This window comes from Microbacterium sp. LTA6, from assembly GCF_045690355.1.
GTDB lineage: Bacteria > Actinomycetota > Actinomycetes > Actinomycetales > Microbacteriaceae > Microbacterium.
This window is the reverse complement of record NZ_CP147855.1, coordinates 2,765,375-2,783,409: the sequence shown is the minus strand read 5'-3', so window position 1 is coordinate 2,783,409 and position 18,035 is coordinate 2,765,375. Positions and strand designations below refer to the sequence as shown.

At 68.1% G+C, this 18,035-nt stretch carries 17 protein-coding genes; 5 read left to right on the top strand and 12 right to left on the bottom strand.

Annotated features, from left to right (window positions below):
* Window positions 1–29: 29 nt before the first annotated feature.
* The 3 genes from LTA6_RS13090 to LTA6_RS13080 form a co-directional block, all read right to left on the bottom strand.
* Window positions 30–830 carry a hypothetical protein gene (locus LTA6_RS13090; protein ID WP_407358022.1) on the bottom strand — a complete coding sequence of 267 codons (801 nt, stop codon included), beginning with the start codon at window positions 828–830 and terminating at the stop codon, window positions 30–32.
* 76 nt (window positions 831–906) lie between these two features.
* Window positions 907–2,238, bottom strand: coding sequence for a sensor histidine kinase (locus LTA6_RS13085; protein WP_407358021.1), 1,332 nt, complete (start codon window positions 2,236–2,238; stop codon window positions 907–909).
* A complete protein-coding gene (locus LTA6_RS13080) occupies window positions 2,228–2,905 on the bottom strand; it encodes a response regulator transcription factor (RefSeq protein WP_363547793.1) in 678 nt (225 codons plus the stop codon). The genes LTA6_RS13085 and LTA6_RS13080 overlap by 11 nt, the downstream gene beginning before the upstream one ends.
* Before the next feature lie 123 nt (window positions 2,906–3,028).
* On the opposite strand from LTA6_RS13080, the gene LTA6_RS13075 reads away from it, so the two are divergent.
* Entirely contained in the window at window positions 3,029–3,787 is a 759-nt protein-coding gene (locus LTA6_RS13075) for a VTT domain-containing protein (RefSeq protein ID WP_341974191.1), read from the top strand.
* A gap of 15 nt (window positions 3,788–3,802) precedes the next feature.
* On the opposite strand, the gene LTA6_RS13070 is transcribed toward LTA6_RS13075, so the two are convergent.
* Window positions 3,803–4,654 (bottom strand): Ku protein, encoded by an 852-nt coding sequence (locus LTA6_RS13070; protein ID WP_341974190.1) that lies wholly within the window; start codon window positions 4,652–4,654, stop codon window positions 3,803–3,805.
* A gap of 72 nt (window positions 4,655–4,726) precedes the next feature.
* Here LTA6_RS13070 and LTA6_RS13065 point away from each other — a divergent pair, with 72 nt between their 5' ends.
* The gene (locus tag LTA6_RS13065; RefSeq protein WP_407358020.1) at window positions 4,727–7,138 is read left to right on the top strand and encodes an ATP-dependent DNA ligase; all 2,412 of its coding nucleotides are present in this window, start codon (window positions 4,727–4,729) and stop codon (window positions 7,136–7,138) included.
* A 12-nt stretch (window positions 7,139–7,150) separates the two neighbouring features.
* On the opposite strand, the gene LTA6_RS13060 is transcribed toward LTA6_RS13065, so the two are convergent.
* The 5 genes from LTA6_RS13060 to murI form a co-directional block, all read right to left on the bottom strand.
* The gene (locus LTA6_RS13060) at window positions 7,151–8,071 is read right to left on the bottom strand and encodes a cation diffusion facilitator family transporter (protein ID WP_407358019.1); all 921 of its coding nucleotides are present in this window, start codon (window positions 8,069–8,071) and stop codon (window positions 7,151–7,153) included.
* Between the two features lie 91 nt (window positions 8,072–8,162).
* Complete coding sequence (locus LTA6_RS13055; RefSeq protein WP_407358018.1) at window positions 8,163–8,741, bottom strand: dihydrofolate reductase family protein; 579 nt, start codon at window positions 8,739–8,741, stop codon at window positions 8,163–8,165.
* Between the two features lie 45 nt (window positions 8,742–8,786).
* A complete protein-coding gene (gene rdgB / locus LTA6_RS13050) occupies window positions 8,787–9,380 on the bottom strand; it encodes an RdgB/HAM1 family non-canonical purine NTP pyrophosphatase (RefSeq protein WP_407358017.1) in 594 nt (197 codons plus the stop codon).
* Entirely contained in the window at window positions 9,380–10,114 is a 735-nt protein-coding gene (gene rph, locus LTA6_RS13045) for a ribonuclease PH (protein WP_341974185.1), read from the bottom strand. Before rph ends, rdgB begins: the two co-directional genes overlap by 1 nt.
* Window positions 10,115–10,123: 9 nt before the next feature.
* A complete protein-coding gene (gene murI, locus LTA6_RS13040) occupies window positions 10,124–10,975 on the bottom strand; it encodes a glutamate racemase (RefSeq protein WP_341974184.1) in 852 nt (283 codons plus the stop codon).
* A gap of 60 nt (window positions 10,976–11,035) precedes the next feature.
* Here murI and LTA6_RS13035 point away from each other — a divergent pair, with 60 nt between their 5' ends.
* Window positions 11,036–12,361 (top strand): nicotinate phosphoribosyltransferase, encoded by a 1,326-nt coding sequence (locus LTA6_RS13035; RefSeq protein ID WP_341974183.1) that lies wholly within the window; start codon window positions 11,036–11,038, stop codon window positions 12,359–12,361.
* A 7-nt stretch (window positions 12,362–12,368) separates the two neighbouring features.
* On the opposite strand, the gene LTA6_RS13030 is transcribed toward LTA6_RS13035, so the two are convergent.
* The 3 genes from LTA6_RS13030 to LTA6_RS13020 are packed head-to-tail and all read right to left on the bottom strand — an operon-like array spanning window position 12,369 to window position 15,972.
* A complete protein-coding gene (locus LTA6_RS13030) occupies window positions 12,369–12,635 on the bottom strand; it encodes a DUF3039 domain-containing protein (protein WP_341974182.1) in 267 nt (88 codons plus the stop codon).
* A 41-nt stretch (window positions 12,636–12,676) separates the two neighbouring features.
* Entirely contained in the window at window positions 12,677–14,242 is a 1,566-nt protein-coding gene (locus LTA6_RS13025) for a hypothetical protein (RefSeq protein WP_341974181.1), read from the bottom strand.
* A complete protein-coding gene (locus LTA6_RS13020) occupies window positions 14,218–15,972 on the bottom strand; it encodes an ATP-binding cassette domain-containing protein (protein ID WP_341974180.1) in 1,755 nt (584 codons plus the stop codon). Before LTA6_RS13020 ends, LTA6_RS13025 begins: the two co-directional genes overlap by 25 nt.
* Before the next feature lie 242 nt (window positions 15,973–16,214).
* On the opposite strand from LTA6_RS13020, the gene LTA6_RS13015 reads away from it, so the two are divergent.
* The gene (locus tag LTA6_RS13015) at window positions 16,215–16,907 is read left to right on the top strand and encodes a phosphocholine cytidylyltransferase family protein (RefSeq protein WP_341974179.1); all 693 of its coding nucleotides are present in this window, start codon (window positions 16,215–16,217) and stop codon (window positions 16,905–16,907) included.
* Between the two features lie 106 nt (window positions 16,908–17,013).
* The gene (locus LTA6_RS13010) at window positions 17,014–17,985 is read left to right on the top strand and encodes a hypothetical protein (RefSeq protein ID WP_407358016.1); all 972 of its coding nucleotides are present in this window, start codon (window positions 17,014–17,016) and stop codon (window positions 17,983–17,985) included.
* Window positions 17,986–18,035 lie beyond the last annotated feature (50 nt).

Below are 18,035 nucleotides of genomic sequence, written 5' to 3'. Positions count from 1 at the left end.
TCTCACCCACCTCCGGCCGGCGGCATCCGTCAGTCGTCGAGGTCGGTCGCGACGACGCTGAGGTCGGCGGCGAGCGCCGCTTCGAACTCCCGCCCACCGTCGTACCGCACCGTCACCTCGAAGGCGACACCGGCGTCATCGGATGCAGTGACCGAGTCGATCGTTCCGTCGCTCCCGCCTGCGGCGGAAGCGGCAGCGGCAGATGCGGCAGCCGTGATGTCATCGAGGCGGTCGAGATCGAGCACCGCATCGGCGGTCGGGTCGGCATCACGGTCGTACGGGTCAGAGACCTCTCCGTCCGTCGACACGAAGACGTCTGCATCGGCGCCGCCGTCCAGCTGCACCTCGATCTCGTAGCCGCCGAGCTCGACATCGATCGAGCTGACGCCGGTACCACCGGTCGCGTCGAGTGCCGCTGTGGCTGCGGTGATCAGCGATGCCGAGTCGGCGGGCGCGAAAGCCCCTCCCTGGGACCCCTGCGCATCGTCACGATCGTCGCCATCGGGGCGGTCACCGCGGCGATCGTCGCCATCGTCGCCGTGCGGAGCACCGTTCGGGTCGTGCTGCGCCGACGACGCATCGTCTCGGTCATCATCGCCGAGCTCCATGCCGACGGCCAGACTGACCCCGCCCACCAGCAACAGCGCCAAGCCGGCCCCGACACCGATAAGCACGGGCTTGCGAAGACCCCGTTTCGGCGCCGCGTCAGCGGTGGGTCCTGCCGGTGTGGTTCCGGAGGCTGGCGCCGCGTTGGTCGCCTCTACCGGAAGTGTCGGTGCTGCCGTCGGGTCGATGGATCCGTTTTCGTTGGTGCGCTCGTTGTCGTTCATATACCCAGCCTGTCTGGCGGGTACTGAAGCGCCACTGAAGACTCCTGAAGCTCTCTTCAGGACTCTTCAGAAGGAGTCATTCCGCGGTGGACGGCAGCATCAACACGAATCGTGCTCCCCCGGAGGCCGCGTCCGTCACCGACACGGATCCGCCGTGCGCGAGTGCGATCTCTCGAACGATCGCCAGGCCGAGGCCGCTTCCGCCCTCGTCACGGGCGCGTCCTTCATCGAGCCGGGCGAAGCGCTCGAACACGCGCTCGCGCTGATCATGCGCGATCCCGCCTCCGTCGTCTTCGACCTCGACCACCACCCAGGGGCCCTCCGCCTGCACTCGCAGGGTCACGGCGGTGCGCGCGTGCCGCGCCGCGTTGTCGGCGAGGTTGCGCAGAGCCCTGGCCAGGAGCACCTCATTGCCTCGCGCACGGCCGGGCGAGACACCGCCGGCATCGACGCGCACTCCGAGGCCTCGAAGCCGGTGCACCTCGGCGAGAGCGAGATCGTCCACGTCGACGGGCACAGCCGTGCCGAGGCCCCGATGCTCGTCGAGTCGGGCGAGCAGAAGCAGGCCTTCGACGAGTTCCTGCATCCGCGCGCCTTCGTGGAGCACGACGTCTGCAAGCGCGTCGGTCGAGATCGACCCGGGGTGCACGGCGGCGACCTCCGCGTGCTGCCGGATCGTCGCCAGCGGCGAGCGCAGCTCGTGCGACGCGTCGCTGACGAACTGCCGTTGCGTTCGCTGGGCGGCTTCGATGCGATCCAGCATCCGATTCATGGTCCCCGCGAGCCGACCCACCTCATCGTCCGCACCGCCGCCGTCCAGGCGACGATCCAGGTCAGCCGGGTCGATCTGATCGACCTGACGGCGCAAGCGCTCGACGGGAGCGAGCGCCCGCCCGGAGACGACCCACACGACCAGCCCGATCAGGGCGATCGCGAGCGGCACAGCGAAAGCAAGAAGACCCGTCGCGGCCGAGACCGCTTCGTCGACGTGCTCGACCGGGCGAGCGACGGTGAGAAGGCCGGCATCGGTGTCTTCGGAGGCGGCGAGATAGGAGTCGCCATCGATCGCCACCCGCTCGATATGGTCTTCGGCGAGCTCCGGCAGAAGCTGAGCATCCTCGTCGTTCGTGCTGATTCCGTCATGACCGCGCAGGCGAACCAACACCTCATCGCCGACGCTCCGGATATCGAACCGGCGTTCCTCGACGCGATCGCCGATCGTGTCGAGGTCGCTCTCCAGCGACACCACGACACCGTCGGTCAGCGAGCGGCTGAGCAGCAAGACGCCGGCGACGGAGCCGGCGCCGAGAGCGAGCGCGACGACCAGCACGGCGACCACGGTGACGCGTGTGCGAATAGAACGTCCGCGGCGCCGCTGCGGCGCCACCGTGCCCGTCTCAGCCACCATCGGCCGACAATCGGTAGCCGGCGCCGCGGACCGTCTCGATCGCTCGGCGTCCGAACGGGCGATCCAGCTTCGCGCGCAGATGCCCCACGTAGACCTCGACGATGTTCGGGTCGGCGTCGAAGTCCTCACCCCATACATTCGCGATCACCTCGCGCTTCGTGACGACCTCACCGCGCCTGCGCATCAAGTAGTCGAGCACGGCGAGCTCTCGGGCGGTCAACGACACCTCGTGTTCGCCCCGGAAGACCTTGCGGGCCGCGGGATCGAGCCGGAGATCGCCGGCCTCGAGCACGGCCGGCCGCTCGCGGACCCCGCGCCGCACGAGAGCTCGGATCCGAGCGACGAGTACCGGGTACGAGAAGGGCTTGGTCAACCAATCGTCGCCGCCGGTGTCGAGACCCTCGACCTCGTCCCATTCGCCGTCCTTCGCGGTGAGGAAGAGCACCGGTGTCCAGTCGCCCTCTTCACGCAGCGCGCGACACACGCGGTAGCCGCTCATGCCCGGCATCATCACGTCGAGGATGATCGCGTCGTAGTCGCGCTCTCCGGCCATACGCAGACCCTCGGTGCCGGTGTGCACCACATCGACCGTCATGCCCTCAGCCTCGAGGCCCCTGCGGACGCCGTCGGCAAGGCGCACCTCGTCGTCCACCAGGAGAATCCGCATCCTCCCAGTCTGGACCGCAGACCTGAAGCGCCGCTGAAGCGCGGCCGCCGCATCCCAGGATCCCCTCCGAAGCCACAGCTATACTGGCCCAGCACCGCCGACCGCCTCCTACGACGGGATCCCATGCATCACGCCGCCCTCATCCCCTGGCTCGACCCTGCGACGATCATCGAGGGAGCCGGCCCCTGGGCCCTGCTCGTGGTGTGCTTCATCGTCTTCGCGGAGACCGGCCTTCTGGTCGGGTTCCTGCTGCCGGGCGACACGCTGCTGGTCATCGCGGGTCTGCTCACGCACACGAGCAACATCTTCGGCCTGAACATCTGGGCGGTATCCCTGCTGATCGCCCTCGCGGCCTTCGTTGGCGGTGAAGTCGGCTATCTCATCGGCCACAAGGGCGGCCCCGCTGTCTTCGAGCGCAAGGAATCCGGCCTCTTCAGCAAGAAGAACGTCGAGCGGACGAACGCGTTCTTCGAGCGCTTCGGCGGCCTGACGATCATCCTCGCGCGATTCGTGCCGATCGTGCGCACCTTCGCCCCCGTGGCCGCGGGCGTGGGCCACATGCCCTGGCGCAAGTACACCCTCTACAACTTCATCGGCGCGATGCTCTGGGGCTTCGGCCTCACGATGGTCGGCTTCCTGATCGGCTACATCCCGTGGGTGAGCGACCTCGTCGTCGAGTACATCGACGTCATCCTGCTGATCGCGGTCGGCGGCACCGCCGTCGTCACCCTGTGGCACTACTTCGCCGAGCGCTACAAGGCGAAGAAGGCTGCTGCCGCCGGCGAAGACGTGGTGACGGACGCCGTCGAGGCCGAAGCACTCGCCCTCGACCCCGAGGTCTTCGATCGTGCGCCCGACCTGGACGGCGACGGCAAGCACTGACCTCCGGGTCGCCGTTCAGCTGGCGGTCTTCTTCTTCGCAGGAGCGGACTTCGGCGCTTTCTCGGACTTCGAGGCGTCCTTCTGCTCCTTGGAGCGGGCGACACTCGCACGCAGCGCTTCCATCAGGTCGATGACCTCGCCGCCCTTCGGCTCTTCGTCCTCCGCGAACGTCGTCGACACATCGAAGCCCTCACCGGCCTCGATCTTCGCGTCGATGAGGGTGCGCAGCTCGGTCTGATACTCGTCCACGAACGCACCCGGATCGAAGTCGCCCGAGTAGCTCTCGACGAGGGATGCCGACAGCTCGAGTTCCTTCTTCGAGATCGTGACCTTCTCGTCGAGCGACGGGAAGGCCGCTTCTCGCACCTCGTCGGCCCAGAGCAGGGTCTGCAGAACGAGGACATCGCCGCGCACCCGGAGGGCCGCCAGCCGGGTCTTCTGCCGCAGGGTGAACCGCACGATCGCGGTGCGGTCGGTCTCCTCCAGGGTCCGCCGCAGCAACACGTAGGCCTTCGGCGACTTCGAATCCGGTTCGAGGTAGTAAGCCTTGTCGAGGGTGAGCAGGTCGACCTGGTCGGTCGGCACGAACTCCACCACGTCGATCTCGCGGCTCTTCTCGGCCGGGAGCGACGCCAGGTCCTCCTTCGTCAGCACGATCGTCTGCGCGTCGTCGACGTAGGCGCGATCAATGTCGGCGTACGCCACCGTCTCACCGCACACCTCGCAGGTGCGCTGGTAGCGGATGCGTCCGCCGTCCTTCTCATGCACCTGGTGCAGCGGAACGTCGTGATCCTCGGTCGCGGAATACACCTTCACCGGAACGTTCACGAGCCCGAACGTCAGTGCGCCCTTCCAGATGGTCCTCATGACACCAGTAGACACCAGTCGCACCGGCCACGGCCAGCCCCGTAATCGCGTACCGTGCCCTAACCTGACGTCATGGCGACGGACGGACAGATCGTGCAGGTGGACGGTCGCCGTCTGCGCATCACCAACCTCGACAAGGTGGTCTACCCGGAGACCGGCACGACCAAGGGCGAGGTCATCGCCTACTACTCCGCGATCGCCCCGCTCCTGCTCCCCCAGCTCGCGGGCCGGCCGGTGACGCGAAAGCGGTGGGTCGAGGGGGTCGGCACAGCGGATGCTCCCGCCGATGCGTTCTTCACCAAGCAGCTCGAACCGGGTGCACCGGAGTGGATCCCCCGCATGCCGATCCAGCACTCGGACGGCCCCAAGGAGTATCCGCTCGTCGAGGACGTCCCGACACTGGTGTGGCTCGCGCAGGTCGCGGCGATCGAGCTGCACGTGCCGCAGTGGCGATTCGGCGCCGACGGCCTGCCGGGGAACCCCGACCGGCTGGTGCTCGATCTCGACCCCGGTCCCGGCGCCGATCTCGCCCAGTGCGCCGCGGTCGCCATGATCGCTCGCGGCATCCTCTCCGGTATGGGCCTGGAACCCGTGCCCGTCACCAGCGGCAGCAAGGGCATCCACCTCTACGCCCCACTGCCAGGCACTCAGACGAGCACCGAGATCTCCGCCGTCGTGAAGGAGCTGGCGCGCCTTATCGAGAGCGAGCATCCCGATCTCGCCACGAGCACGATGGCGAAGGCCGCCCGCGGCGGCAAGGTGTTCCTCGACTGGAGCCAGAACAACGGCAAGAAGACCACGATCTCGCCGTACTCGTTGCGCGGGCGCGCACGGCCGTGGGTCGCCGCTCCCCGCACGTGGGCAGAACTGGAATCCTCCGACGTGGCACAGCTCGACCTCGACGAAGTGCTCGAGCGGATGGAAGCGGGCATCGACCCGCTGGCCGGGCTCCGACCGGACGGCGAAGATGCGCTCGCGCCGTACCTCGCGAAGCGCGACGCCGCCAGGACTCCGGAGCCGATGCCGGAGCGGATCGCCGCCTCCGACGGCGGAATGACGAGGCGCTTCGTGATCCAGGAGCACCACGCCCGTCGACTCCACTACGACCTGCGCATCGAGGACAGCGGCGTGCTCGTCAGCTGGGCGGTGCCGAAGGGCGTCCCGGAGACCGCCGATCGCAACCATCTCGCGGTGATGACCGAGCCGCATCCGATGGAGTACCTGACCTTCGCCGGCACGATCCCGGCCGGCGAGTACGGCGCGGGAGCGATGACGGTGTGGGACACCGGAACGGTCGCGTTGGAGAAATGGCGCGACGACGAGGTCATCGGCACGTTCACCGGACGGCCGGATGGTCCGCTCAGCACTGCCAGGCTCGCACTGATCCGCACGGGAGGAGAAGGCGAGAGGTCCTCCTGGTTGCTGCACCGCATGAAGGACGAGCACCGTCGAGGCCGGCCACGCCCCGCTCCGCGACAGCGATCCGCCGACACCGCACGGGCCGGGGGCGAGAGCGCTGCCGCACCGATCCAGCCGATGCTCGCCGAGCACGGCACTCCGCCGATCGCGCGACGGCTCAGCTCCCCCGGCTGGGCGGAGATCAAGTGGGACGGCATCCGTGCGATCGGCGTCTGGCGCGACGGACGGATGACCCTGCAGGCGCGTTCCGGCACCGACATCACCGCTCGTTACCCGGAGCTCACCGCAGACGGCGCCCCTGGTTTCGCAATCGACGAGGCCGTCATCGACGGCGAGATCGTCGCGTTCGACACCTCGGGCCTGCCGAGCTTCAGCCGGATGCAGAACCGGATGCATCTGACCTCGGCGCGCGAGATCGAGCGCGAGGTCGTACGGACCCCTGTGGTCTACCAGCTCTTCGACCTGCTGAGCCTGGACGGGCACGACCTCACCGCCCTTCCGCTCCGCGACCGCCGGGAACTGCTGGAGAGCATCGCCCAGGATCTCGACGCTCCCGTCGTCGTGCCTCCGGTCTTCGAGGATGTGGATGCCGCACTGGAGACGAGTGCCGCGCTCGGTCTGGAGGGGATCGTCGTCAAGGACCCGGCCTCGACCTATCGACCGGGCCTGCGCTCGCCCTCATGGCTCAAGCTCAAGCACACGCACACGCAGGAGGTCGTCATCGGCGGCATCCGGCCGGGCAAGGGTGATCGCGGCGGACGGATCGGCTCACTGCTGCTCGGCATCCCCGACGGGGGCGGCATCCGCTACATCGGACGCGTCGGCACCGGCTTCACCGATCGGATGCTGCGCGACCTCACCACCCGACTCGAACCGCTGCGCACCGACCGCACGCATCTGACCGGCGTCCCTGCTCCGGACGCGTCTGATGCCCTCTGGGTGCGGCCGGAACTCGTCGCCGAGGTCGAGTTCGCGAACTGGACGCCGGACGGCATTCTCCGCCACGCCCGCTGGCGCGGTCTACGGCCGGACAAGGGTCCCGACGAGATCGTTCGGGAGCCCTGAAGAACACGCGCGTCACGCGTGATGGGGCTCGCAGTCGGGCTGCTCGGCCGGCTCGATCTGGAAGGTCGAGTGCTCGACGTCGAAGTGGTCGGCCAGACAGGTCTGCAGATCGGTGAGCAACCGGCCAGAGCCGCCTTCGGCAAGGAGCTCCGGCGCGACGCTGACGTGGGCACTGAACACCGGCGCCCCACGGGTGAGCTGCCAGACGTGCACGTCGTGCACGCCGACGACGCCTTCGTAGTCGAGGAGGTGCTGACGGATCTCACTCACCGCTGTCCCCTTCGGCGCCGACTCGGAGAGCACCGAGAACACCTCTCGCAACAGGGAAATCGCCCGCGGGATGATCATCGCCGCGATGAACAGCGAAGCGATCGCATCGGCCGGCATCCAGCCGGAGACCATGATCACGATCGCCGCGACGATCACCGCCGCCGAGCCGATCAGATCGCCCATCACCTCGAGGTACGCACCCCGGACGTTGATGCTGGACTTCTGCGCGCGGCTGAGCAGCCACATCGAGATCGCGTTCGCGATCAAGCCGACAACGGCGACGACGAGCATCAATGTGCCGGCGACCTCGACATCGCTCGGATTCAGCAGCCGCCCGATGCCCTCGACCGCGACCCAGCCCGCGAGCAGGATCAGGATCACCGCGTTGATCAGCGCCCCGAACACCTCGGCCCGCTGGTATCCGAAGGTGCGTCGGTCGTCAGCCGGCCGTGCCGCCACCGCGCTCGCGATGAGCGCGATCACCAGGGCGGAGGTGTCGGTGAACATGTGCGCGGCATCCGCGAGAAGAGCCAGCGAACCCGTGAGCGCAGCGCCGACGATCTGCACCACCATCACCGTCGCCGTCAGGCTCAGAGAGATGGCCAGCAGCCGTCGACTGCTGGCCGAGCGGATGCCGGTGGAGGCCGGAGCGTGATCGTGCATGTCCCCAGGCTAGACCGGCGGAATGCCCCGTACGGTCGGTTTCGCCTAGTCGGGAAGGGTAACGATTCTCACCTTCAGCGCGGGCGCCTTTTCACGCACGGATGCGCGAATACCGGAGCACGACGCAGCCGTTGTCGAGCGCCTGGGCGTCGTCGAACGCGAACTGCGTCGGCGCGAATGCGTGGCCGACCATCGGGATGCCGGAACCAGCGATCACCGGATACTTCTTCACGATGAGGCGGTCGATCTCGTCGAGGAGCACTCCCGCGAGTCCTGCACCGCCGGCGAGGTAGATGCCCAGGCCTTCCTCCGCCTTGAGCGCACGCACGCGGGACACCGGATCCGTGCGGACGACCTCGACATTCGGGTCCTCCGGATCGACGATCGTGCCGCTGAACACGAGCGTGCGCAGGTGCGCATACGGGTCGGTGATCCCGAACTGCAGTGCCGGCTCATACGTCCTGCGCCCCATCAGCACCGTGTCGAACTCGGTGAGCGGGGCGTCGCCGACGCCCATCGACGCACGCACATGGCTCGGCTGGACGTCCGGCAGGTTCGCTCCGAGGAAGGCTTCGAATCCCGGTGTCAGCGGATAGAAGTCGACTTCGTCGTCTGGGCCCGCGATGAAGCCGTCGAGGGTGACGCCGATGTAGTAGGTCAGTTCTCGCATCCGGCCACTTTAACCACTACAAATGCACCACGTCAAGCGTAGTGGTTAAAGTGAGGCGAGGAGGGGGATCAGATCTGCGAACGCGCGGGCCCGATGGGATTGCGCCTGCTTCTCATCCGCTGTGAACTCGGCCACCGTGCGCACGGCGCCGTCCGGCTGCGCATCGGGGATGAAGATCGGGTCGTACCCGAAGCCACCGACGCCGGCCGGCGAGTGCGCGAGGCGGCCGGGCCAGCGGCCGACCACGACGTGCTCGGTGCCACCAGGGGTGACGAGAGCGATCGTGGAGATGAACTGCGCAGCACGATGCTCGTCGGCGATGTCGCGAAGCTGGTCGAGGAGCAGCGCGAGATTGGCGGCCGCATCCTTCTGCTGCCCGGCCCAGTACGCGGAGAACACGCCGGGAGACCCACCGAGCACGTCGACGCAGATCCCGGAGTCGTCTGCGAGCGCCGGCAATCCGGTGTGCGCCGACGCAGCACGGGCCTTGAGCAGGGCGTTCTCCTCGAACGTCACGCCGTCCTCGACCGGCTCGGGGCCGTCGTACCCGACGATCTCAAGATCGGGCCGGGTCTGCGCCACGATCTGCTGGAACTCGGCGACCTTGTGCGGATTGTGCGTCGCGAGGACGACCTTCATCAGGCGCTCAGCGCGGTGATCTGGCGCTCGCGCAGGTCGGCGCAGCCGGCGACGCCGAGTTCGAGAAGCGCATCGAGCTCGCGCTTGTCGAAGGGCGCGCCCTCGGCGGTTCCCTGCACCTCGACGAAGAGCCCGCGACCGGTGACGACCACGTTCATGTCGGTCTCTGCGCGGACGTCCTCGACATATGCCAGATCGAGCATGGGTGCGCCGTCGATGATCCCGACCGACACGGCAGCGACGGAGTCGATGAGAGGTGTCGAGTTCTTGCCGATGAACTTCTTCTCCCGGCCCCACTCGATGGCGTCGGCGAGCGCGACATACGCACCGGTGATCGCCGCGGTCCGCGTGCCACCGTCAGCCTGCAGCACGTCGCAGTCGATGACGATCGTGTTCTCGCCGAGCGCCTTCGTGTCGACGACCGCGCGCAACGCGCGCCCGATCAGGCGAGAGATCTCGTGCGTGCGCCCGCCGATCCGGCCCTTGACGCTCTCCCGGTCGTTGCGACTGTTCGTCGCACGCGGCAGCATCGAGTACTCGGCCGTGACCCAGCCCTTGCCCTTGCCGTTCAGCCAGCGCGGAACACCGTTGGTGAAGGACGCCGTGCAGAGCACCTTGGTACCCCCGAAGCTGATCAGCGCCGACCCCTCGGCGTGGGCGCTCCAGCCACGTTCGATCGTGATCTCGCGGAGCTGATCGATGGAACGGCCGTCGGCGCGGACGATGTCAGTCATGGGTTTCCTTCAGGGTTGTGGTGAGCGGGCCTGCTCGGCGGCGGATGCGGGAAGTGTGATGACGCCGGTCTGCACCAGCTGCACATCGCGCACCTCGTGCCCCATCAGGCGATTGGCGAGGGCGGTGAACTCGGATGCGGAGTCACCGGTCGCCTCGTAGACATAGCGTGCCGTCGCATCTGGCGACGCCAGCAGGTCTCCGCGCACGAGCTGGCGGTAGACGTCGCCGGCGGTCTCATCGTCACTGGAGACGAGGGTCACGCCCTCCCCCATGACGTAGCCGATCGCACCGCGCAGGAACGGGTAGTGGGTGCATCCGAGGACGAGGGTGTCGACGCCCGCCTCGCGCAGCGGCGCGAGGTATTCCTCGGCCGTCGCGAGCACCTCCGGCGTACCGGTGATGCCCGCTTCGACGAACTCGACGAAACGCGGGCACGCCGCGGTGAACACTTCGAGGGTCTCGTTCACCTCGAGCATGTCCTGGTACGCGCGGGAGCCGATCGTGCCGACCGTGCCGATCACGCCGACCCGCCCGTTGCGGGTCGTGGAGACCGCGCGGCGCACCGCCGGACCGATCACTTCGACCACCGGCACGTCGTACCGCTCGCGCGCATCGCGCAGCATCGCGGCGGATGCGGTGTTGCAGGCGATCACGAGCATCTTCACGCCCTGGTCGACGAGCGTGTCGAGCACCTCCAGCGAATACCGCCGCACGTCGGCGATCGGCTTCGGGCCATAGGGCGAATGAGCGGTGTCACCGATGTACACGAACGATTCACGGGGCAACTGGGCGTGGATCGCGCGAGCCACCGTGAGCCCGCCGACACCGGAGTCGAAGATTCCGATCGGCGCGTCGTTCATGACTCACCAGCCTACCCGCGCACGCGGCGCGAGCGCGTCATCGCTCACTATGCTGAGCGGATGACCTCGTCGACGGCGCTGCTCACCGACCGCTACGAACTCACGATGCTCGCCGCCGCCCTGCGCGACGGCACGGCATCACGCCCGTGCGTGTTCGAACTGTTCTCGCGCCGACTGTCCGGCGGTCGCCGCTTCGGCGTGCTGGCCGGCACCGGACGCCTGCTCTCCCTGCTGCGCGACTTCCGGTTCGGTGACGACGAGCTCCGCTATCTTCGCGACGGTCAGGTGGTGGATGCCGACACTCTGCGCCATCTCGAGAATTACCGATTCAGCGGGTCGATCAGCGGCTACCGCGAAGGCGAGCTGTACTTCCCCGGCTCCCCCGTGCTGACCGTCGAGGGCACCTTCGCCGACGCCGTCGTGCTGGAGACGCTCGCTCTCAGCGTGCTGAACCACGACTCCGCCGTCGCGACCGCCGCATCCCGGATGAGCATCGCCGCCGGCGAACGACCCCTGGCGGAGATGGGATCGCGCCGTGCCGCCGAGGAGTCCGCGGTGGCTGCCGCGCGCGCCGCCCACATCGCCGGCTTCGGTGCGACGAGCAACCTCGAGGCGGGTCGCCGGTGGGGCATCCCGACCATGGGCACGGCGGCGCACTCGTGGACGCTGCTGCACGACACCGAGGAAGATGCCTTCCGCTCCCAGATCGCGAGCCTCGGCACGGACACCACTTTGCTCGTGGACACCTACGACATCCGCACCGGGGTGGAGACGGCGATCCGCGTCGCCGGTACCGGTCTCGGCGGCGTCCGCATCGACTCCGGTGACCTCCCGATCGTCGCCGGCGAGGTGCGAGCCCACCTCGACGAGCTGGGTGCGGTGAACACCCGGATCACCGTCACGAGCGACCTCGACGAGTATGCGATCGCGGCCCTCGCCGCATCGCCTGTGGACGCATACGGGGTCGGCACCTCGGTGGTCACCGGATCCGGTTACCCGACGGCGGGGATGGTCTACAAGCTCGTCGCGAGGCAGGATGCCACAGGCGCATGGATCGGCGTCGCGAAGGCATCAACCGACAAGGGATCCCGCGGCGGACGCAAAGCCGCTTTCCGCACGCTCGCGGATGGTGTGGCCGTCGCCGAGACGGTGGCCGTATCCGACGGGTTCGAAGAGCTGGACGCCGCGTCCGAGCATCCGGACGGCCGCGCTCTTCAGGTTCCGCTCGTCGTCGCCGGCGAGATCGACGCGGCATTCGAGGGCGCTGCCGGAACGGCATCCGCCCGTGCCCATCACCTGCGCGTACGCGAGGAGCTTCCCGTGCGTGCGCTCGCGCTCAGCAAGTCGGACCCGGCGATCCCCACAGTTTTCGTCGACGCGAGCTGAACTCAGCTCAGCCCATCATCGACTCGTAGATCTCCTTGCAGGTGGGGCAGATCGGGAACTTCTCCGGATCACGACCCGGCGTCCACTTCTTACCGCAGAGTGCGCGTACCGGCTTGCCCGAGAGCGCGGACTCGAGGATCTTGTCCTTCTTCACGTAATGCGAGAAACGCTCATGGTCGCCCGGTTCGAGATTCTCCTCGCGGAGGAGCTCTTCCAGTTCGCGATCAAGCGTTGCCACGCCGCCCTGATCGGGGCTGTCCAGCGGAGTACTCATCCCGTGAGTCTAGCCGCGTTGCCGCCGCCACGGGCGGTGTCTCACGCCGTCTCGACGAACTCCATGAGGCGCGTGCCGCTGCGTTCGAAGATCCGACCGCCGATGGCCACACCGATGATCAGCGTGCCGACACCGGTCGCGATTCCGGCCCACAGGGCTGCAGGTCCGTACTCATCACCTTCGACGATCGTCCGCGCGAAAAGCCAGATCGTCGGGATGCTGACGATGAGCGCACCGAGGAACGCCGCGGCCGGTCCGTAGGTCCCGCGAGATCCGGGCCGCTGAGGCTGCTGGAAGGGACTGTCGCCCGGCCGCGAGACGGCGTACGGAGCGACAACCGAGACGACGCTGGACACTCCCAGCGCCGACAGCAGCAGACTCGCGGCCACTCCCGTCAGGGGCAGCAGCAGGCGCCAGTCCTCGGTCAGGAGGAGGGTGAGCGGCACGGCGACGGCGAGCACCGGGATGGCTACGAGCACGATCGGCACCAGGCGACCCAGGCGATCGGGGACGCCGCGCACCCCGCTCGCGACATGAGTCCAGAGGGCGGTGGAGTCGTAGGCGACATCATTGTGCGGCAGCCACCCGAAGAAGAGGGCCATCACCGGGACCGGCACGAGGGCGGCGATCTCGAGAGGCACACCGGCGACCAGCAGCGGCAGCACCGTGAGGGCGCCGGCGACCGGGACGACGATGATGTTCATGATGTAGCGGCGGTCTCGGAGCCAGTACACCAGGCTCCGCGCGGCGATGGCACCGAAGGCGTTCGACGGCAGCAGGCCGAACCAGCCGAGACCGGTGCGCTCGCGCGCCGCGACCGGGCGTTCAGTGGTCGTGAGCAGCCGTCGGACGAGCCAGGACCATACCGCCAGCAGCAGCACCGCGGTGACGACGGCGATGATCCCGCTGATCCAGGCACCCGCCGTGTCGTCCGTTGCGATGTCGAACAGGAAGCCGAACGGGGCCGCGAGAGGTGTGACCCCGAGGGTGGCGGTGACGGCCGCGACCGGACCGGGCACGTGCCCGTCCCACTTGAGCGACGCGAGGAACACGGCGACCGGGAAAGCGACCACCACGATGACCAGGACGAACAGGGCTGTCAGCTCGCGGGAGCGACGCTCGGGAAGCAGCAACGCGTTCACCGCCATGCCGATGCGCGCGACGAGCAGTGTGCAGATCAGCCCGAGGATGCTCATGAGCACCGCGAGCGGCCAGGGAGCCCCCAGCCGGATGGCGACGACGCACACGCTGATGTCGACGGCGAGCAGCGCGAGGCTCGGGATGCTGATGACCGCTGCAAGGACGAGGATCCACGGCATCCGGCGCTCATCCACGCCGAAGACGGCGAACCGTCGAGGATCGAGCTGGTCGACGGCGCCTGTGAGGATCGGTCCGATCAGGAAGCCGAGAAGCAGCGCAGCGCCGCCGAGCATGATCACGGTGCGGGCCACGGCGACCGGCGCGGTGGCGAGGCTAAGGACGGCGAAGCACACCACGGCCGTCGCGGCGACGACCGCCACCAACGCCGTGAGTGTGCGCGCCCGGCGCTCACCGCGGAGCGATCCGATGAGCAGAGCGACTCTCAGTCGGAGAACGTGTGCAACCACTCGAGCCCCTCCACCTCGCCGATTCCGCCGGACAGTTCGACGAAACGGGCTTCGAGTGTCTGACCAGCGCGCACCTCTTCGACGGTGCCTTCCGCGAGCACCTCACCGCCGACGATGATCGCCACACGCGAGCAGACGCGTTCGACGAGATCCATGCCGTGACTGGAGAGGACCACAGTGCCACCATGCGCGACATAGGCGCGGAGGATGTCGAGGATCACCGCGGACGAAACCGGATCGACGGCCTCGAAAGGCTCGTCGAGCACCAGCACGCGCGGCGAATGGATGAGCGCACCGGCGAGCATGATCTTCTTCGTCATACCGGCCGAGTAGTCCGAGACCACACGACTGAGGGCCTCGGTGAGATCGAACGCACGTGCCAGGTCGCCGGCCCGCTTCTCAATGACATCGGATGAGAGCCCGCGCAGCAGTCCGTAGTAGTAGAGGAGCTGCCGACCGGTGAGGCGGTCGAAAGTGCGCAGGCGATCGGGCAGCACGCCCAGCATCTTCTTGGCTGCGAGCGGCTTGGCCGATTGGTCGATGCCGCAGATGACGACGCTGCCTTCATCGGCGCGCAGGAGTCCGGCGACGATCGACAGCGTCGTCGTCTTCCCCGCGCCGTTCGGGCCGACGATGCCGTAGAACGAACCGGCGGGGATGGTGAGGTCGATGCCGTTGACCGCACGGCTGTCGCCGAAGCTCTTCACCAGACCGCGGATGCGGATGGCCTCGGTCGACGCAGACGCCGCGGGATGGCTGTTCTTCCCGGGTGCGGGCGCCGGGTCTTCGCGGGCGGCGGGTGCATCGGCGACCCGCACGTCGGCGGGGGCGGGGGCGGGGGCGACGGGCTCGTCGACCGCGAGAGTCGTCTCAGCGACCGGTTCGCCGACGATCGTCGCCGCGTCGGGCTCGTCGACGAGAGCCTCATCACCGGGCTCATCGATGAGAGCCTCATCACCGGGCTCATCGATGAGAGCCTCCGCGCCAGGCTCGTCGATGAGAGTCTCATCGACTGCCGGGTGCTCGATGGCCACTTCGTCCGCATTCGGCTCTGCCACGGCGACCTCTTCCACGGCCAGTTCTTCCCGGAACAGCTCTTCGATCGGCGCCTCTGCAATCGGCGTCGCTGCCGCGAGTTCCCCGCCGCGCAGCTCCTCCGCGGCCGATTCCTCGTGGGCTGCCTTCTCGGCGGCTGCCTTTTCAGCGGCCGCCTTCTCGGCAGCCGCCGTCTCCGCAGCCGCTTTCTCGGCGGCTGCCTTATCCGCGGCTGCCTTCTCGGCCGCTGCAGCCTTCGTCGCCGCCGCCTTGGCCGCGGCCGCCTTCGCCGCCGTGGTCTTCGCGGAAGCAGAACGCGCTGCTGTGGTCTTCGCCGTCGTCTTTGCGGCGGCCGAGCGTTCTGCTGCTCTCCGCGCCGCCGCCGTCTTCGCGGCGTTGGTCTTTGCGGCCGTGGCCTTCGCCGACTTCGACGCCGCGGCTCGGGCCGCTGCCGTCTGCGCCGCGACGTTCGTCGCGGCATCCGCGCTGCTCGTCGCCGGGATCTTCGCGATCGGCTCGGCGACGACCTCTGCGGTGGGCGCAGCCTTCTCGGCCGCGGCCTTGGCCGGTGTGCGCCGGGCGGGCGTGCGCTGGGCAGACCCCTTTGCCGTACTCGTGCGCTTCACCGGCGTCTTCTTGGCTGCGGGCGCGGCGTCGTCCACTTTCTCGATGCGGTCATCCCCGGTAGCAGTCACTGTTCTAAGGTATCAACGGGTGCAGACTTGTCACGGACACTGCGCAACAATTCAGCCGATGGATAGGCGGAAGACCGCGCGCTCGTCGAGCCTGAGTGTTCGGTGTGTACTCGATCACGAAATGGCAACAGGGGCCTTCCGGCCCCTGGCTTCCCAGGCTCGCTCGCTAGCATGACTCTCGGCACGAAGAAGTGTCTGGCCGATGAACCGGCCGTGAACACACCTTCATTTTAGGAGCACTCGTGACTCTTCAGACCGTCATTCTCGCCGCAGGCATGGGCTCACGCCTCGGTCGCGCCCTGCCGAAGCCGCTCACCGAACTGAGCGACGGCCGCACGATCATGCGCCAGCAGCACGACAACATCCGCGCCGCCTTCGGCACCGACGCACGCATCACCGCAGTCGTCGGCTACCGCGCAGAGACCATCATCGAGGCGTTCCCGAGCGTCAACTACGTCCACAACGAGCGCTACGACGAGACCAACACGTCGAAGAGCCTGCTGCGCGCCCTTGCGGCGACCGGCAAGAGCGGCGTGCTCTGGATGAACGGCGACGTGGTCTTCGACCCGATGATCCTCGGCCGCGCGGTCGAGTTCATCGAGCGCGAGCAGTCGTTCGTCACGGTCAACACCGCGAAGGTCAGCGATGAAGAGGTGAAGTACACGGTCACGGCCGAGGGCTTCATCAAGGAGCTGTCGAAGACCGTCAAGGGCGGCCTCGGTGAGGCTGTCGGCATCAACTACATCTCGGCAGCGAACAAGAAGGCGTTCATGCGCCAGCTGCAGCGCGTCGAGGATCAGGACTACTTCGAACGGGGCCTCGAACTCGCGATCGCCGAGGACGGCCTGCTCCTCGAGCCGATGGACGTGTCCGACCTTTACGCCGTCGAGGTCGACTTCGCCGAAGACCTCGAGCGGGCGAACCTCTTCGTCTGACTCTCTCCGTCCTTCGCGCGTCGAAGGGCTCGTCACGCCGGGAGCCGCATCCATTCACGGATGCGGCTCCCGGCGTTTTCGCGGCATCTCTTCCTAGGATCGAGTCATGGCGCGCAAGGTGCACAAGATCCATTCCCTCCCTGACGATGCCGCGTGGGACAAGGGCATCCCTCCGGCGGGTTCGCCCGAGCATCCGTTCATGGTGCGCGGGCTCGACAGAGTGCTGTCGATTCAGCGCCCTCTGGTGCTGGCGCACATCCGAAGCATCCGTCTGCGGCACCCCCAGGCGACCCCCACCGAGATCGTGCGGATCCTCGAGCGCCGCTACCTCGCCGCCGTGACGACCGGCGGCGCTGCGGTCGGCGCGACGGCCGTCGTTCCGGGAATCGGCACCGGCATCACCCTCGCGCTGTCGGGTGTCGAGACCGTCGGGTTCGTCGAGTCGACAGCGCTGTTCGCCCAGTCGGTCGCCGAGGTGCACGGCATCGCGCTCGAGAACCCCGACCGCGCTCGCGCCCTGGTGATGACGCTCATGCTGGGCAAGGAGGGCGTGGACCTGGTCGGTCAGCTCACCCGACAGGTGGCAGGAAAGGGCGTCGGGCGTTCCGCCTATTGGGGCGAACTGGTGACCAAGTCGCTCCCCCGCGCGGCCGTCGGTCCGCTGGTGGATCGGCTGAAGACCATGTTCATCCATCAGTTCGCGGCGCGCGGCGGTGCATCGTTCATCGGCAAGGCATTGCCGTTCGGGGTCGGAGCCGTGATCGGCGGGGCGGGGAACAACATCCTCGGCCGCCGAGTCCTCACGACTTCTCGGCGCGCGTTCGGCATCGCGCCCGCAATTCTCCCTCGTGAGCTCGAACCGGTCGCCGGTGCCGAGAAGCTGGAGCTGCGGATGCTGCACGGTGCGCGCTTCGCCGGGAACGCCGTCGCGGGGGCCGCAGGAACGGCGATACGCGGCGTCGGGTGGGCAGGCCGGAAGGTCGGCGAGCTGACCGTCCACCGCGGTCGCGGTGCGGACGCCGGTGAAGACGATCTGGGCACCGTTGTCCTCGAGCCCGGAAGCCCGGAGAAGCAGTAGATCACCAAAGGATCCCCCCACCCGTTGTGGCGAGCATCCAACGTCACCGC

Coding starts and splice junctions, on each gene's coding strand:
- LTA6_RS13010 (WP_407358016.1), top strand. CDS start 17,014: ATGGCGCGCAAGGTGCACAAGATCCATTCCCTCCCTGACGATGCCGCG.
- LTA6_RS13055 (WP_407358018.1), bottom strand. CDS start 8,741: ATGCGAGAACTGACCTACTACATCGGCGTCACCCTCGACGGCTTCATC.
- LTA6_RS13030 (WP_341974182.1), bottom strand. CDS start 12,635: ATGAGTACTCCGCTGGACAGCCCCGATCAGGGCGGCGTGGCAACGCTT.
- LTA6_RS13090 (WP_407358022.1), bottom strand. CDS start 830: ATGAACGACAACGAGCGCACCAACGAAAACGGATCCATCGACCCGACG.
- LTA6_RS13080 (WP_363547793.1), bottom strand. CDS start 2,905: ATGCGGATTCTCCTGGTGGACGACGAGGTGCGCCTTGCCGACGGCGTC.
- rdgB (WP_407358017.1), bottom strand. CDS start 9,380: ATGAAGGTCGTCCTCGCGACGCACAATCCGCACAAGGTCGCCGAGTTC.
- LTA6_RS13060 (WP_407358019.1), bottom strand. CDS start 8,071: ATGCACGATCACGCTCCGGCCTCCACCGGCATCCGCTCGGCCAGCAGT.
- LTA6_RS13065 (WP_407358020.1), top strand. CDS start 4,727: ATGGCGACGGACGGACAGATCGTGCAGGTGGACGGTCGCCGTCTGCGC.
- murI (WP_341974184.1), bottom strand. CDS start 10,975: ATGAACGACGCGCCGATCGGAATCTTCGACTCCGGTGTCGGCGGGCTC.
- LTA6_RS13075 (WP_341974191.1), top strand. CDS start 3,029: ATGCATCACGCCGCCCTCATCCCCTGGCTCGACCCTGCGACGATCATC.
- LTA6_RS13035 (WP_341974183.1), top strand. CDS start 11,036: ATGACCTCGTCGACGGCGCTGCTCACCGACCGCTACGAACTCACGATG.
- LTA6_RS13070 (WP_341974190.1), bottom strand. CDS start 4,654: ATGAGGACCATCTGGAAGGGCGCACTGACGTTCGGGCTCGTGAACGTT.
- rph (WP_341974185.1), bottom strand. CDS start 10,114: ATGACTGACATCGTCCGCGCCGACGGCCGTTCCATCGATCAGCTCCGC.
- LTA6_RS13085 (WP_407358021.1), bottom strand. CDS start 2,238: ATGGTGGCTGAGACGGGCACGGTGGCGCCGCAGCGGCGCCGCGGACGT.